We start from the raw sequence: 14,112 nt of genomic DNA, 5'->3' as shown, positions 1-14,112 counted from the left end.
CCCCACCAGTACCGAGAGGATGCTTATGACTTCCCCCCAGGAGGAGACCAGAACACCGCCCCTACCGGGGGTGGCCATGGCCCTGGTCCCCGTGGCCGCGACCGTGGCGATCCTCGTCGGCGGGATCGGAGTGCTGAAGTACCCCGCCGAGCTGATGCTCATCTTCGCGGGCGTGGTGCTCTCCCTGTTCGCCGCCTGGTACGGCACGAGCCTGGCGCAGATCCTCACCGACATGGGCGAGAAGATCAAACGGGCGCTGCCCGCGATCCTCATCCTGCTCAGCATCGGCATGCTGATCGGCACCTGGATGATCTCCGGCACCATCCCGCTGATGGTCTACTACGGCCTGGAGCTGATCGACCCGGCCTACCTGTACGTCCTCGCGTTCATCGTCACCGGGATCGTCGCCACCTTCACCGGGACCTCGTGGGGCGCCGGCGGGACGATCGGCGTGGCCCTGATCGGCGTCGCGCAGACGATGGACGTCTCGGTGGCGATCACGGCGGGCGCCGTGGTGTCGGGCGCCTACTTCGGCGACAAGCTGTCCCCGCTGTCGGACACGACCAACATGAGTTCGCTGGCGGCCGGCGCCGACCTCTACGAGCACATCCGGCACATGCTCTACACCGCCCTGCCCTCGTCGCTGCTGGCGATCGCGGTGTTCCTGGTCGCGGGCAACTCCATCGGCGCCTCGTCGGTCGACCTCGGTGAAGTCGAAGGCACCCTCACCGAGCTGGAAGGGCTGTTCACCCTCAACCCGCTGCTGCTGGTCCCGCCGGCGCTGGTGCTGATCGGCTCGATCATGAAAAAGCCCCCGCTGGTGGTGCTGTTCGTGTCGTCGATGTCGGCGCTGGTGCTGGCCGTGCTGGTGCAGGGTTTCAGCGTCGCCGACCTCTTCGCCGCGACCGTCTCCGGCTTCACCACCGACATGCTGCCCGACGGCGGCGCCGTGTCGGACACGCTCACCGAGCTGCTGCAGCGCGGCGGGCTGTACTCGATGTACCAGTCGGCGTTCTTCGTCTTCTGTGCCTTCTTCTTCGCCGCCGCGCTGGAGAACTCCAACGTCCTGCGCGTCCTGCTCCGCCGGATGATCGAGGGGCTGCGCTCGACCGGCGGGCTGGTGTCCACCACCCTGCTGTCCGGGTTCGCCATCATCAACGGCACCTCCAACGCCCTCGTCACGTTCTTCCTGGTCAACGACCTCTATGGCGAGGCCTACAAGAAGCGGAACCTGCACCCGGTCAACCTGTCGCGCAGCATGGAGGACTCGGTCACCATCACCGAGGTGCTGATGCCGTGGACGGTCTCCGGGGTGTTCTTCGCGACCACGCTCGGGGTGGCCAACTTCGAGTTCCTGCCGTGGGCCGTCTTCAACTGGAGCGGCTTCGCCTTCTCGGTACTCCTGGCCGTCCTGGCGCCGCTGACCGGCGGGTTCGGCATCCGCCGCCGGCAGCCGGAGCCGGAACCGGAGCCGGAACCGGAGGTCGCGCAGCGCTGACCCCGCGGACGACCGCGCCGCCATCGGACCTGACGAGGGCCGCGGCGCGGTCGTCCCCGTCGGGGTCGGGCGCAGGGAAGCCGGTCACCGCGTCCGAGCGGACGGCCGCCCGGAGCCGGACGGCCGCCGGCCCGCGGTCCCTCAGAGGCCGAACAGGCGGGCGGCGTTGCCGTACAGGACCGCGCGCAGCCAGTCGTCGCCCCGATCCAAATCCCGCAGCGCCCGCAGCTGCTCGCTGTAGGGATAGGGGATGTTCGGGAAGTCGGTGCCGAGCAGGATCTTCTCCCGCAGGTCCCCCAGGCGCGGCAGCTCGGCGGCGGGGAACGGGGCGGTGCGCTCGGTGAAGCGGGTGAACACCATCGTCGTGTCCAGGTACACGTGCTCGTAGCGCTGGGCCAGGTCCATGAACTCGGTGTACTCCGGGGTTCCAAAATGCGCGACGACGGCCGTGAGGCGGGGGTGCTCGCGCAGGACCTCGGCGAACACGCCCGGGCCGGTGAAGCGCCCGCTCTGCGGTCCGGTGCCGCAGTGCACCACCACCGGCGTGCCGGAGTCGGCCAGCGCGCCCCAGACGCCGGAGAGCAGAGGGTCGCGCGGGTCGTAGCCGCCCACCTGCACGTGGGCCTTGAACACGCGGGCGCCCGCGCCGATCGCGTCGGCGACGTAGCCGGCGGCCCCCTCCTCCGGGAAGAACGTGGCGCTGTGCAGGCAGTCGGGGTGCTGCGCCGCGAAGTCGGCGCTCCAGGCGTTCAGCCATTCGGCCATGCGGGGCCGGTGCGGGTAGGCCAGCGCCGTGTAGCGCAGGACGCCGAACCCGCGCAGCAGCGCGACCCGCTCCTCGTCGCCGAGGCGGTAGGTGATCGGCCAGACGCCCTCGCCGAGGGCGTCGAAGAAGGCCCACACCTTGCGCAGCACGTTGTCGGGCATGAAGTGGGTGTGGACGTCGATCAGGCCCGGCAGCCCGAGACCGCGCCACAGCTCGCGCGTGGCGGCGGCCTCGGCGTCCCGCCGTTGGGAGTCGGTCGCATCCGCAGTCACTGCGGCCACTCTAGGCGCCGCCGCTGCACGCCGGCCGCGGCGCGTCCCGCCGCCGCACCGCACACCGCGGAGGTCCGAGGGCCGGGCGCTGCTCGCTGCGCGACGAGGAGGACGGGTACGGACGGTACACCGACCGTGGATACCGACTGGATGGTATGCCACGATGGCGGTGCGCCGCATCGGCGCCCCGTCTCCGGGGCGGCCGTGCCGGCGGCACGCCCGACCACGACGAGGAGGCCACGATGGCAGTCGACCCCGCCGGCTCCGACCTCGCACGCTTCGTGCGGGAGGACCCCGACGGACCGGTGGTGATGCTCAACCTGCTGCGGTTCACCCCGCACGGCCGGGCCTCCTACGCGGAGTACACGCGCAAGGCGCGGCCCTTCCTGGAGCGGTACGGAGCCGAACTGCTCTACGCCGGCGACGGCGCGGCGCCCCTGGTGGCCGAGGCAGGCCAGGACTGGGACGCGGTGCTGCTGGTGCGCTACCCGAGCCGGGAGGCGTTCGGCCGGATGGTCGCCGACCCGGAGTACCAGGAGATCACCGGACTGCGGTCCGGAGCTTTGGCCGAGGCGGTGCTGCAGCCGACCGTGCCCTGGACCTCGCGCGGCGGCGCCTGAGCGGGGCGCTGCGGCAGGGCGCGTCCGGCAGCCGCGGTGCGGCCCGGCGCGGGCCGTCGTCACGCAGGCCGGCGAAGCCACCGTCGCCACCAGCCGGATCACCGCCGACGGCGGAGCTGCTGCACGCCTTCGACCCGCCACCCGCCCGACGGCGCCACTTGGACGCCCGGCGATGAGCCCGGCGAGCTGGTGCAGCTCGAAGGGCCGGCGGTCGACCGGCGCACCGGCACCCTCTTCGCCTCATACCGACCGGAGCCCAGGTCCGGGTGCGCTCCCCTCCGCGGGCGGAGGGGAGCGCACTGCTGTGTCGGGCGCGGGGCGGCCCGCGGAGCCGCTCGGTGCGAGATGGGCTGCGGAACATCCGGAAGTATATCGAAACTATCGGCTTCTTTGAGTGGTCGGATTGTCCGGCCAGTGCGGGTGTCCAGGAAGAACATGGTCGCAGTGCTGCACCGGGTCAACGCATGTCGCCCCGAAAACTCCGAAAGTATTCCGGAAATTATTGACAGCTCGTGCGACCACACGAACACTGGCCGTACTGGCAGACCCGCCGGGCCGCGCGCCCGGCCCCTCCGCCAGACCGCACGAGGAGGAAACCCGAACATGAACACATCCCCCACAAAGCGGCGCACCCCCAGCCGCGTCCGCACAAGATCGCTCGTCGGCCGCGTCTCGGCGGCAGCGGTAGCGGTGGTCACGGCCACGATGATGCTGCCCGCTCCGGCAAGCGCGGCCGTCACCACCAACCAGACCGGCACCCACGACGGCTACTTCTACTCGTTCTGGACCGACAGCCAGGGCACGGTCTCCATGGAGCTGGGGTCCGGCGGCAACTACAGCACGCAGTGGAGCAATACCGGCAACTTCGTCGCAGGGAAGGGCTGGAGCACCGGCGGCCGCAGGACCGTGCAGTACTCGGGCAGCTTCAACCCGTCCGGCAACTCCTACCTGACGCTCTACGGCTGGACGAGGAACCCGCTCGTCGAGTACTACGTCGTGGACAACTGGGGCAGCTACCGGCCCGAAGGCGAGTACCAGGGCACGGTGACCAGCGACGGCGGCACCTACGACATCTACCGCACGATGCGCTACGACAAGCCCTCCATCGAGGGCACCGCCACGTTCCCGCAGTACTGGAGCGTCCGCCAGCAGAGGCGGACCGGCGGGACCATCACCGCGGGCAACCACTTCGACGCGTGGGCAAGCCACGGCATGAACCTCGGCAACCACGACTACATGATCATGGCGACCGAGGGCTTCCAGAGCAGCGGCAACTCCAACATCACGCTCGGCACCTCCGGCGGCGGAGGCGGCGGTGGCGGTGGTGGCGGCGGAGGAGGTGGCGGCGGTGGCGGATGCACCGCCTCGCTCTCCGCCGGCGAGCAGTGGGACGACCGCTACAACCTCAACGTCTCGGTCAGCGGTGCCAGCAGCTGGGAAGTGCGGGTCAACGTGCCGTCCCCGGCGAAGGTACTGGCGACCTGGAACGTGAACGCCGACTACCCCGACGCCCAGACCCTGGTCGCCTCGTCCAACGGCAACGGGAACAACTGGGGCATGACGATCGACCACAACGGCAACTGGACCTGGCCGTCGGTCTCCTGCAGCGCGAACTGACCTGACGACAGGCAGCACGCCTCAACCCGTGGCGCGGCGGCACCGGCCGCCGCGCCACGCCCGCCGGTTCAGGGCACGAGCAGGGTCTTGCCGACGCTGGTCCGGGACGCGATCGCGGCATGGGCCTCGCGGGCCTCGTCCAGGCGGAAGGTCTGACCGACGGTCGGCCTGAACCGGCCGGCCGCGGCCTCCGCCAGCGCCTCCTCGGCCCGCCGCCTCCTGCCGTCCCCGTCGAGGGAGGGCAGGTCGAACAGGCCGGTGACGCGCACCCCCTTCTCCCGCGCCTCCGCCGCATCGGTCTCGGCGAAGTCGCCGCCGGAGGCGCCGTAGGCGAGCAGGTGGCCGCCGCGCGCCGTGATGCCGAAGGCCTCCCGTCCAAGGCGGCCGCCCGCTCCGTCCAGGACGACATCGGGCCCCTTCCCCGACGTGGCCTCGCGGACCCGCCGGGTCCAGTCGGGCTCGGAGTAGTCGACCACGGCCTCCGCGCCCAGCTCGCGGGCCAGCGCGAGCTTGCGCGGGCCCCGGGCGGCTCCGATGACGCGGGCGCCCGCGCGGGCCGCCATCTGCACCAGCAGGCTGCCGGCGCCCCCGGCCGCCGCGTTCACCAGGACCCGGTCGCCGGCGGTGAAGCGGGCGGCCTCGGCGAGCTGCAGCGCCGTGGGGCCGTCGTGCAGCAGCGCCAGCGCGGCCTGGCCGTCCAGTCCGCCGGGCAGGCGGACGAGGTAGCGGGCCGGTGCGGCGACCAGCTCCGCGTAGCCGTCGGTCGGGGTCAGCGGCACGTGGGTCCCGGGATCGCGCTGCCCCGTCTCGGCGAGCACCTCGGCGCCCACGAGCCCGGGGTCCGCACCCTCTCCGACGGAGACGACCCGGCCCACCACCCCGCTGCCGGGGACGTAGGGCGGCCGCATCCGGAAGTACTCCCGCCCCCATCCCGAACGGAGCTGGGCGTCGAGGAACATGACGTCCGACGCCGCCACCGCGACGAGCACCTCGCCCGGACCGGCCTGCGGATCCGGCCGGTGCGCCGGACGCAGAACCTCGGGGCCGCCGAACCGCTCCGCCTCTGCAACACGCATGATCTGGTCGCCTTCCCGCTGCTGGTGACTGAACGACGCGCACCAGTCTTGTTCCTCAACCAAAGTTGAGGTCAACCGCGGGCCTCCCGCGCCCCGCGGTCACGCGCCCCGGTAAAGCCCGGCGGCCACAGCCCGGCGGGGTGCGGGAGGGGCTCTGTGGGGCGGGGTGGGTGCGACTCGGCGTTGGACGAGGCGCTGACCTGGCCGACGGTCCTCGGCGGTGTCGGCGTCGTAGTCTGCGTGGGCGTCGCCGTGCGCCGGCTCGGTACAGGCGCGGCCAGGAGGAAGCCCACGAGAGAGAAGGGGTCCCCGTGTTCACCGGACTCAGTGCTTTCCCGCTCACGCCGACCACCGACGCCGGGATCGACGAAGCGGCCTACGAGCGCATGGTCGGCCGGATCGCCGCCTCCGGCGCCGACTCGGTCGGCGCCCTCGGATCCACCGGCGGCTACGCCTACCTCGGCCGGCGGGAGCGTGCCCGCGCCGCCCGGTTGGCGGTGCGCAGCGCTGGCACCGTGCCGGTGATGGTCGGTATCGGTGCCCTGCGCACACGCGACGTGCTGGAGAACGCCGAGGACGCGCAGCAGGCCGGGGCCTCTGCTGTGCTGCTGGCGCCCATGACCTATCAGCCCCTCACCGATGACGAGGTGTTCGGGCTGTACGAGGACGTCGCCGCACACCTCTCGGTGCCCCTCGTCGTCTACGACAACCCGGTCACCACACACGTATCCTTCAGCGACGAGCTGCACGGCCGGATCGCGCACCTCCCGGGCGTCGCCTCGGTCAAGATCCCGCCGGTGCCCGCCGACCCGGGCGAGGCGCGCGCCCGCGTCGCCGGGCTGCGGGCGGCCGTACCCGCCGACGTGACGATCGGCGTCAGCGGGGACGGGGCGGGCGCGGACGGCCTGCTGGCCGGCTGCGACGCCTGGTACAGCGCCGTCGCCGGCGTCCTGCCCGAGGCCTGCCTCGCCGTCGCGCGGGCGGCCGCCGCGGGGGAGGCCGAGCGGGCCCGCGCCCTGTCGGCGGAACTGGATCCGCTGTGGGAGCTGTTCGTCCGCTACGGCAGCTACCGGGTGATATCAGCGATCGCCGTGGAGCTCGCTCTTGCCTGTGAGCCGAACCTGCCCCGCCCGGTCCGCCCGCTCGACGCAGCCGGCCGCCGCGCGGTCGCCGCGGCGCTCGACACGATAGGCCGGACCTCCTGACCGCCCGCTGCGCCCCCGAACCGCAGGACGCGGCAGCCGGGCCACGCCGCACCGCGGGGCCCGAAAGGCCGGCCGTGTCATTCGGGAGCGGCCCGGCGGCCGAAGCGGTCGCGGTCGGCCGCCGGGCCGAGGCCGGTCCTGCGCCGCATCAGGGTCCGCAGGCCGGCCGCCGTTCCCGGGCCGCTCGCGGCCGCCACCGCCTCCACGCGCACCTCCCCGCGCTCGACGAGGAAGCCCCGTCCTGGCACCAGGCGCCTCGATCGTTCTCGTCGAGGCCGGCGGCACGGTCAGCACCGGCGGCCGCTACGAGAAGAGCCCCGAGGCGTCGACTCCGCGCGCCGTCGCGAACCGGGCCGATGTCCGCACGAGCGGTCCGGGCCGCTCGTGCGGCGGCGCGGTGCGTCCGGCGCGAGCCTGGGTGCAGCGCGGCCACCCTCGGCCCTCCCCAGCGTGCCGCCGCGCGCCTACCGTGGCTTGCATGGACACGGACAACCCAATGGGACGGTTCCTGCGAGCGCGCCGCGGACTCGTGCGGCCGGAGGACGCCGGAATCCCGGCTGGGCCCCGGCGCCGGGTGGCGGGCCTGCGCCGGGAGGAGGTCGCGATGCTCGCGGGTGTGAGCACCGACTACTACGTGCGCCTGGAACAGGGCCGGGAGCGGCACCCCTCCGCGCAGGTCGTCGACGCCCTCGCCCGGACCTTGGACCTGGGCGAGGACGAGACCTCCCACCTGCACCGGCTGGCGCTCCCGCTGCCGGGCCGGCGCCGCCGCGCCGCACGGCGGGAGCAGGTGAGCGCGAACCTGGCCCGGATGATGGCGGCCTGGCCGCAGACCCCGGCCCTCGTGCTCGGCCGCCGCCTCACCGTGCTGGCGCACAACGCGCTGGGCGGCGCCCTGTTCGACGGCCACGCCTACAGCAGGGACCTGGTCCGGCTGGTGTTCCTCGATCCGGACGCCCGTGAGTTCTACCCGGACTGGGAACAGGTCGCCGCCAACACGGTCGGCGGCCTGCGCGCGGCCGTCGGGACGGACCGCGACGACCCGGAGCTGGTCGAGACCGTGGGGGAGCTGTCACTGCACAGCGCGGAGTTCCGCCGGCTGTGGGCCCGCCACGACATCCGGCAGAAGAGCCATGACACCAAGCGGTTCCGGCACCCCCTCGTCGGTGAGCTGACGCTGGGCTACGAGGCGCTGAGCGTCAACAGCGCCCCCGGCCAGCAGCTCGTGGTCTACCACGCCGAGCCGGGGAGTCCGTCCGCGCAGGCGCTGTCCCTGCTGGGCAGCCTGACCGCCGGCACCGGGAGCCCCGCCGGCGAGCGCGACCGCGTCCGCGAGTAGAGCCGCCTACCGCTCCACCCGCTCCACCGCACTGCCCGGCCGCACGGCGCCGCAGGCCGTACGGCCGGTCGACAGCGCTCTGCGGCCGAGAAGTCCTCCGCCCCCGGGCCCCGGGCGCGAACGGGCGCGGGCCCTCACCCGCGCCGCCCGTGCGCGTCGGCGCATGCGAGGTACCGCGGGATCGGCGGCGGCCGCCGGGTGCTCGCCGTCCTTCCACGTCGACATCGCCGCGGCGGCCGTCCGCGAGGGCTGCACGACGACGTCGCACAACGTTCCGCCGCGCGATGAACCTCGACGATGCGGCGACCGCCGCGTTCGCGCTGCCCCGGGGGCGGCAGCACGACCGCGTCCTCCCAGGAGGCGCGGGAGGACCTGCACCGCGCCCGGCGCCGCCCCGCCCGGCCCGGGGGCGCTGTGCAGCGGTCGTGACCAGCGCGGGAGAATGGTGGGCACCGACGACGGCCGCGGGTCAGCCGCCCCGCCGGTCCGGGTCCCGTGCGACGGTGCAAGGAGTTCCGATGAGCGCAGACGTCCCCACTGAACAGACGCATGCCTGCTGCGCCCCCGCTCGGGGCGAGGAGCGGGCCGCCGAGGGGCCGGTGCCCGTCGCCGAGGCGGCGGCCGCCGCTCCACCGCACGGCGGGTGGCGGGAGCCGGCGGGCGGAACGTTCCTCATGGGTACCGCCGACGGCCCTTACCCCGAGGACGGCGAAGGGCCGGTCCGGGAGGTGGCGCTCAGCCCGTTCGAGATCGCCGCCACAGCGGTCACCAACGCCGAGTTCGCGGCGTTCGTCGAGGGCACGGGCTATGCGACCGACGCCGAACGGTACGGCTGGTCGTTCGTCTTCGCGGGCTTCCTGCCGCGCCGTTTCCCGCCGACCCGAGGCGCCGCCGGCGCGCCGTGGTGGCGCCAGGTGCACAGCGCCGACTGGCGCCACCCGGAGGGCCCCGGCTCCGGGCTGCGCGGACGCCGGGACCACCCGGTCGTGCACGTCTCGCACGACGACGCGCTCGCCTATTGCCGGTGGGCCGGCACCCGGCTGCCGACCGAGGCGGAGTGGGAGTACGCGGCGCGGGGCGGCCTCTCCGGCCGGCCCTACCCGTGGGGCGACGAGCGCGAGCCGGGCGGCGAGCACCGGATGAACGTCTGGCAGGGGGAGTTCCCCGAGCGCAACACCGCCGCCGACGGCTATACCGGCACCTGCCCGGTGGACGCCTTCCCGCCCAACGGCTACGGGCTGTACAACACGACGGGCAACGTGTGGGAGTGGTGCGCGGACTGGTTCAACCCGCGCTACCACCGCAAGGGCCCGTGGACCGACCCCACGGGACCCCGCTACGGGCAGTCCCGGGTGCTCAAGGGCGGCTCGCACATGTGCCACGAGTCCTACTGCTTCCGCTACCGGACGTCGGCGCGGATGGGCAACTCCCCGGACAGCTCCAGCGGCAACACCGGGTTCCGCGTGGCGCGCTGACGCAGGCCCGGCAGCGGGCCGGTCACCGGGCGCACGGTGGCGGCCCCCGCTCCGGTGCGGGCCGCGCCCGCACCGGACCGGAGGCCTTGGGCTCCCATCGCCCGGGCGCGTGCGCGCCCGGGCGGCGGAGGCGTCAGCCGCCGTCGGCGGCGCGGCCGCGGCGGCGCCGGACGTAGATGCGGTCGCCCTTGGGCCCGGTCCACTCCATGCGCACGACACCGGGCACGGCGGCGTCGCCGATGCGCGCGGGATCGGACCAGTAGCCGGCGGCGGGGTTGCGGAAGAACGTCGCCCACAGCTTGCCGCGGTGGTCCTCGAACATGTTGTTGTGGCCGATCCCCACCCCGGCGGTCCACCTCCGGGAGTAGGGCCCCTCGAAGTTGTCGGAGACCGCCATCACCGTGTCGTACTGGAACTGCTCGCGGCCGTCACCGCGCGGGTCGTAGGCGTAGCGCGTGCCGCCGTCGGCCCCGGTCGACCTCCGGCTCCAGACGCTCTGCAGGAGGTAGTACCTGCCGCCGTGCTTGTGCACGTAGGCGCCCTCGATGTAGGGCTCGGGGGAGTAGGGCCGCTGCTGGAACGCCGGGAGGCCGGTCGCCGGGACGATGTCCTCCATGTCGTCCCGGAACCTGGCGTAGAGGTCGTTGTGCAGCACCAGCCACGCGTCGTCGCCCTCGGTGTAGATGCCGCCGTCGATGTGGTGGTAGGCCCCGGGCTCGATGAACCCCGGCCCGCCGATGAACGACTCGCCCAGGGGCTTCTCCAGGCTCCCCTCGATGAGCCGGTAGGGGCCTTCGACCCCGCCCTCGCTGACGAGTACGAAGGAGCCGACCTTCCGGGAGTGGTCGCCCATGCAGGCCGCGATGTACCAGGTGCCCCGGAAGTGGTGCACCTCCGGGGCCCAGGCCTGGCCGCGCTTGCCGAACCGCTCGTCGTACCAGTACTCCTGCCACGGCGCGACGACGGTGCGCCCGGCCCGGTTCTCGTCCACGAACTCCGGCGACCACACCTTGCCCTTCTCGGCGCCGGGCCTGATCCCTGTGGTGTCGGCCAGCCTCCACGGCCCGTGCAGCGACGGCGCCACCCACACGAAGATGCCGTCGTTGTAGGGAGCGGCCTTGTCGAGCCCGGGCACCCGCGAGGTGCCGGTGGCGACGTACATCGGGCGGTTGCCCACCACGAAGCAGTTCACGTAGGTGTCGCGCATCCAGACCCGGCCGAGCTCCTCGTCGCGGGGGCGCAGCTCCAGCGGCAGGAGGAAGGAGTTGTCCTCGCGCGGCCACAGGTCCTTGCGGATGTCGGCGAGGCCGTAGGGCTCGAGCTCGGGCCAGTTCGCCGGGTACCGGCCCTTCGCGGTGGAGCCCGGAGCCGCGTGGGCGGCGGTCGCGGGCAGCGCCGCCGCGGCGCCCAGGCCGGCGGCCGCCGCCAGCACGGAACGGCGGTCGATGTGCAACCTGTTCTCGGAGTCGGTCATCGGTCACGTCCTCCTTCGGCCCGCGCAGCGCCGGTGCCCTTCCGGGGCAGCGGTTCCGGCGCGCGGGGCCATCTGCTGTGCGCCGCCCGTGACCGGGCGACGCGGGGGGAAACAACGGGGTGTGCCTGCAGCGGAACGGCGTGGCCACGGGCGCGCGCCCGGGCGGGCGGACGGTCGGGCCCCTCCGGCCGGGAGCTAGGGGGTGGTGCCGGCGGGTTCGAACGCGCTGAGGCTGGGGTCGTAGTCGGCTTCGCCGATGTCGTACATCGACGTCATCCAGTGGTAGAAGTTGTCGCCCCGGTCGCGGAGCAGGTCGTACAGCCGCCGCATGAGGCGGCGCCGCGTCCGGGACATCTCCGGGTGCGTGTACCTGTTGCTCAGCTCGTGGGGGTCGTCGTGCAGGTCGTAGAGCTCGTTGACGGACTCGGGGTTGACGATGAGCTTGTAGCGGTCGTCGCGGATCATCCGCTGCGGGTAGGGGAAGTGGTGGCCGTGGAACTCGGCGAGCAGCTCGTCGGGCCAGTCGGGGCGCTCGCCGCGGACGAGCGGGAGCAGACTGCGGCTGTCCACCGCCGCCGACGTGTCGCACCCGGCGAGCTGCAGGACCGTGGCGGTGCAGTCGGTGAGGGTGACGAACTCGTCGCGCACCTGGGGCGGGGCTCCGGGCACGCGCACGATTCCGGGGATCCGGTAGATGTCCTCGTACATCGCGGGGCCCTTGTCGTGCAGTCGGTGGGCGCCGGTGAACTCGCCGTGGTCGGCGGTGAAGAACACCGACGTGTCCTCCGACAGTCCGAGCTCGTCCATCCGGTCGAGGATGCGGCCGATCTGGCCGTCGATGAGCGTGACGTAGCCCCAGTAGACGGCGATCAGCTTGCGGGTGACCTCGATCGGCATGGTGTCGAAGGTCCAGTGGGCGCTGTAGTTGCGCTGGACGCCGGGCTTGCCGTCGAAGGTCTCGGCGATCGAGGGCGGCAGCTCGACCAGGCCGGGGTCGTAGAGGTCGTAGTACTCGTCGGGCAGCAGATAGGGCAGGTGCGGCCCGAAGAAGTGGGTGGCCAGGAAGAACGGCCTGCCGTCGGCGGCGTACTTGTCGAGCTGCTCGATGGCGCGCGTGGCGAGGTAGTGCTCGAAGGTCGCCTCGACCGGCTGCTGCAGGCGGGCGGCCAGCAGGTTTCCGGGGTTGCCGTTGGGCGTGGTGCCGCGTACCGGGTCGGTGATCCGGTACGGCGGCAGACCGCGCTCCTGCAGGTAGGCCAGGTAGTCGGGGTGGTCGACCGGGTTGTGCCAGCCCTGCATGTCGGGGCCGTCGAACCCGTAGGAGGCCGCGTTGCGGTGGGTGCCGCCGTGGAACTTGCCGATCAGGCCGAGCTGGTAGTCCTGCTCGCGCAGTGCCTCGGGGAAGGTGAAGACGTCCTCGTTCAAGTCCTCCAGGTAGCCCACGTTGCGTTCGTAGTTGGCCAGCAGGCGGTGCCGGAACGGCGCTTGTCCGGTGAGCAGGCTGGCCCGCGCGGGCGTGCAGATGGCGGTGGGGGTGTAGCACCGGTCGAACCGGGTGCCGGTGGACGCCAGCCTGTCGATGTTGGGCGTGGCCACGTGCGGGTTCCCGTAGCAGCCCAGGGTGTCGACGCGGTGCTGGTCGGTCATGAGGAAGAGCAGGTTCACTTCTGGTACGCCTTCGTGTAGAGATCGCCGGTGTAGTAGTCCTCCGGGGCCGGGACGGACTGGAGCTGGCCGGTGTCCACGAAGAACTCGCTCAGTCCGTTGAGCCACTGGTCGGTGGTGCCGTCCTCGGTCGCCTTCACGAGGTCGGCGGTCGGCATGGTCTCGACGTTGGCCGCGTCCCGCTCGACGTCCTTCTCGGAGATCTCGAGCATCTCGGCGGTCTGGGCGATGGTCTCGTCGGGGTGCTCGGCCCGCCAGTCGTTGGCCTTCTGGAGCACGCCGATCACCTTGGTGGTGGTCTCCTCGTCGACGCCGTTGCCGCCGACGAAGGCGGTGGGGAAGGACTTGTCGCCCATGTCGCGGGTGCTGGCGACCTCGTTCAGCTCCGGCACCTTCTCCTTGATCGTGTCGATGAGCGGGTACCAGATCCCCGCGCCGTCGATCTGGCCGGAGGCGAAGGCGGAGACCACGGTGGAGGGCTCCATGGGCACCTTCTGGACGTCGCCGGGGGACATTCCGGCGTCTTCGAGCGCGAGGTTGAGCGCCATCTCGCCGGAGGTCCCCTCGGGCACGCCGACCTTCTTGCCCTTCAGCCCCTCGATCGAGGAGATGCCCGGCTGCGCGATGACGCGGTCGGCGTAGGCGAGGGTGTTGATGGCCACGACCTTGCACTTGCCGGATGCGGGCAGCCACATCGCGCCGGGGCCGATGTAGCCGAAGTCGAGGTCGCCGGCGCCCAGGGCCTGGATCTGCACGGGCCCGTTGGTGAAGGACTTGACGTCGACGTTCAGGTCGGCGTCCTCCCACAGGCCCTGGTTCTCGGCGATGGCCAGGAGGCTGGCGCCGTTGTAGTCGCTGATGTAGCCGAACTTGACGTCCGTGGCGCCTCCTTGGCCGGTGTCGGAGCCGCACGCCGTCATCGACAGTGAGGATACGGACACGGCGAGTATCGCGGCGAGGGTAGGGCGGGAAAAGCGCATGGGGGGTCGGTCCTTCCGTGGGATGGCGATGGGTTCTGTACGGGGTGGGCGGGCCGGGCGGTCCGGGGGAGCGGCCCCGGTCGCGGCGGGTGCGGCCCGGTCGGAGGGGACCGGCACCGCGCGCC

12 protein-coding genes are annotated in these 14,112 nt (G+C 72.6%); 6 read left to right on the top strand and 6 right to left on the bottom strand.

Going from position 1 to position 14,112, the window contains the following annotated elements:
• Positions 1-25 precede the first annotated feature (25 nt).
• Positions 26-1,498 (top strand): Na+/H+ antiporter NhaC, encoded by a 1,473-nt coding sequence (gene nhaC / locus ABD284_RS21015; protein WP_344146342.1) that lies wholly within the window; start codon positions 26-28, stop codon positions 1,496-1,498.
• 141 nt (positions 1,499-1,639) lie between these two features.
• Here nhaC and ABD284_RS21010 read toward each other — a convergent pair whose 3' ends face one another.
• Positions 1,640-2,476 (bottom strand): amidohydrolase family protein, encoded by an 837-nt coding sequence (locus tag ABD284_RS21010; RefSeq protein WP_386699616.1) that lies wholly within the window; start codon positions 2,474-2,476, stop codon positions 1,640-1,642.
• A gap of 302 nt (positions 2,477-2,778) precedes the next feature.
• On the opposite strand from ABD284_RS21010, the gene ABD284_RS21005 reads away from it, so the two are divergent.
• On the top strand, positions 2,779-3,156 hold the full coding sequence (locus tag ABD284_RS21005; RefSeq protein WP_344146336.1) for a DUF1330 domain-containing protein: 378 nt from the start codon (positions 2,779-2,781) through the stop codon (positions 3,154-3,156).
• Between the two features lie 603 nt (positions 3,157-3,759).
• Complete coding sequence (locus ABD284_RS21000) at positions 3,760-4,773, top strand: glycoside hydrolase family 11 protein (RefSeq protein ID WP_344146333.1); 1,014 nt, start codon at positions 3,760-3,762, stop codon at positions 4,771-4,773.
• A 68-nt stretch (positions 4,774-4,841) separates the two neighbouring features.
• Here the strand turns inward: ABD284_RS21000 and ABD284_RS20995 are convergent, their stop codons facing one another.
• Positions 4,842-5,849 (bottom strand): zinc-binding dehydrogenase, encoded by a 1,008-nt coding sequence (locus ABD284_RS20995; RefSeq protein WP_344146330.1) that lies wholly within the window; start codon positions 5,847-5,849, stop codon positions 4,842-4,844.
• Between the two features lie 311 nt (positions 5,850-6,160).
• Here ABD284_RS20995 and ABD284_RS20990 point away from each other — a divergent pair, with 311 nt between their 5' ends.
• Positions 6,161-7,054 carry a dihydrodipicolinate synthase family protein gene (locus ABD284_RS20990; RefSeq protein WP_344146327.1) on the top strand — a complete coding sequence of 298 codons (894 nt, stop codon included), beginning with the start codon at positions 6,161-6,163 and terminating at the stop codon, positions 7,052-7,054.
• A 77-nt stretch (positions 7,055-7,131) separates the two neighbouring features.
• Here ABD284_RS20990 and ABD284_RS20985 read toward each other — a convergent pair whose 3' ends face one another.
• Positions 7,132-7,302 (bottom strand): hypothetical protein, encoded by a 171-nt coding sequence (locus ABD284_RS20985; protein ID WP_344146324.1) that lies wholly within the window; start codon positions 7,300-7,302, stop codon positions 7,132-7,134.
• A 230-nt stretch (positions 7,303-7,532) separates the two neighbouring features.
• Between ABD284_RS20985 and ABD284_RS20980 the strand changes: the two genes are divergently transcribed.
• Positions 7,533-8,393, top strand: a complete 861-nt coding sequence (locus ABD284_RS20980; RefSeq protein WP_344146321.1) for a helix-turn-helix transcriptional regulator — start codon at positions 7,533-7,535, stop codon at positions 8,391-8,393.
• A gap of 518 nt (positions 8,394-8,911) precedes the next feature.
• Positions 8,912-9,868: a formylglycine-generating enzyme family protein gene (locus ABD284_RS20975; protein WP_344146318.1), complete on the top strand. Its 957-nt coding sequence runs from the start codon at positions 8,912-8,914 to the stop codon at positions 9,866-9,868.
• A gap of 133 nt (positions 9,869-10,001) precedes the next feature.
• On the opposite strand, the gene ABD284_RS20970 is transcribed toward ABD284_RS20975, so the two are convergent.
• The 3 genes from ABD284_RS20970 to ABD284_RS20960 all read right to left on the bottom strand — a co-directional run bounded on the left by ABD284_RS20970 (position 10,002) and on the right by ABD284_RS20960 (position 13,948).
• On the bottom strand, positions 10,002-11,342 hold the full coding sequence (locus tag ABD284_RS20970) for a family 43 glycosylhydrolase (RefSeq protein ID WP_344146315.1): 1,341 nt from the start codon (positions 11,340-11,342) through the stop codon (positions 10,002-10,004).
• A gap of 195 nt (positions 11,343-11,537) precedes the next feature.
• On the bottom strand, positions 11,538-13,007 hold the full coding sequence (locus ABD284_RS20965) for a sulfatase family protein (RefSeq protein ID WP_344146312.1): 1,470 nt from the start codon (positions 13,005-13,007) through the stop codon (positions 11,538-11,540).
• Positions 13,004-13,948: an aliphatic sulfonate ABC transporter substrate-binding protein gene (locus ABD284_RS20960; protein ID WP_344146309.1), complete on the bottom strand. Its 945-nt coding sequence runs from the start codon at positions 13,946-13,948 to the stop codon at positions 13,004-13,006. The genes ABD284_RS20965 and ABD284_RS20960 overlap by 4 nt, the downstream gene beginning before the upstream one ends.
• Between the last annotated feature and the right edge of the window lie 164 nt (positions 13,949-14,112).

The organism is Streptomonospora arabica, from assembly GCF_039531585.1.
In the GTDB taxonomy this organism is placed as follows: domain Bacteria; phylum Actinomycetota; class Actinomycetes; order Streptosporangiales; family Streptosporangiaceae; genus Streptomonospora; species Streptomonospora halophila.
The sequence above is the reverse complement of the archived record's forward strand: the minus strand, read 5'-3'. Positions and strand labels throughout refer to the sequence as shown.

Excerpts from the sequence above, each read along its gene's own strand:
- nhaC (WP_344146342.1), top strand. The coding sequence starts at position 26 with ATGACTTCCCCCCAGGAGGAGACCAGAACACCGCCCCTACCGGGGGTG.
- ABD284_RS21005 (WP_344146336.1), top strand. The coding sequence starts at position 2,779 with ATGGCAGTCGACCCCGCCGGCTCCGACCTCGCACGCTTCGTGCGGGAG.
- ABD284_RS21000 (WP_344146333.1), top strand. The coding sequence starts at position 3,760 with ATGAACACATCCCCCACAAAGCGGCGCACCCCCAGCCGCGTCCGCACA.
- ABD284_RS20995 (WP_344146330.1), bottom strand. The coding sequence starts at position 5,849 with ATGCGTGTTGCAGAGGCGGAGCGGTTCGGCGGCCCCGAGGTTCTGCGT.
- ABD284_RS20980 (WP_344146321.1), top strand. The coding sequence starts at position 7,533 with ATGGACACGGACAACCCAATGGGACGGTTCCTGCGAGCGCGCCGCGGA.
- ABD284_RS20975 (WP_344146318.1), top strand. The coding sequence starts at position 8,912 with ATGAGCGCAGACGTCCCCACTGAACAGACGCATGCCTGCTGCGCCCCC.
- ABD284_RS20970 (WP_344146315.1), bottom strand. The coding sequence starts at position 11,342 with ATGACCGACTCCGAGAACAGGTTGCACATCGACCGCCGTTCCGTGCTG.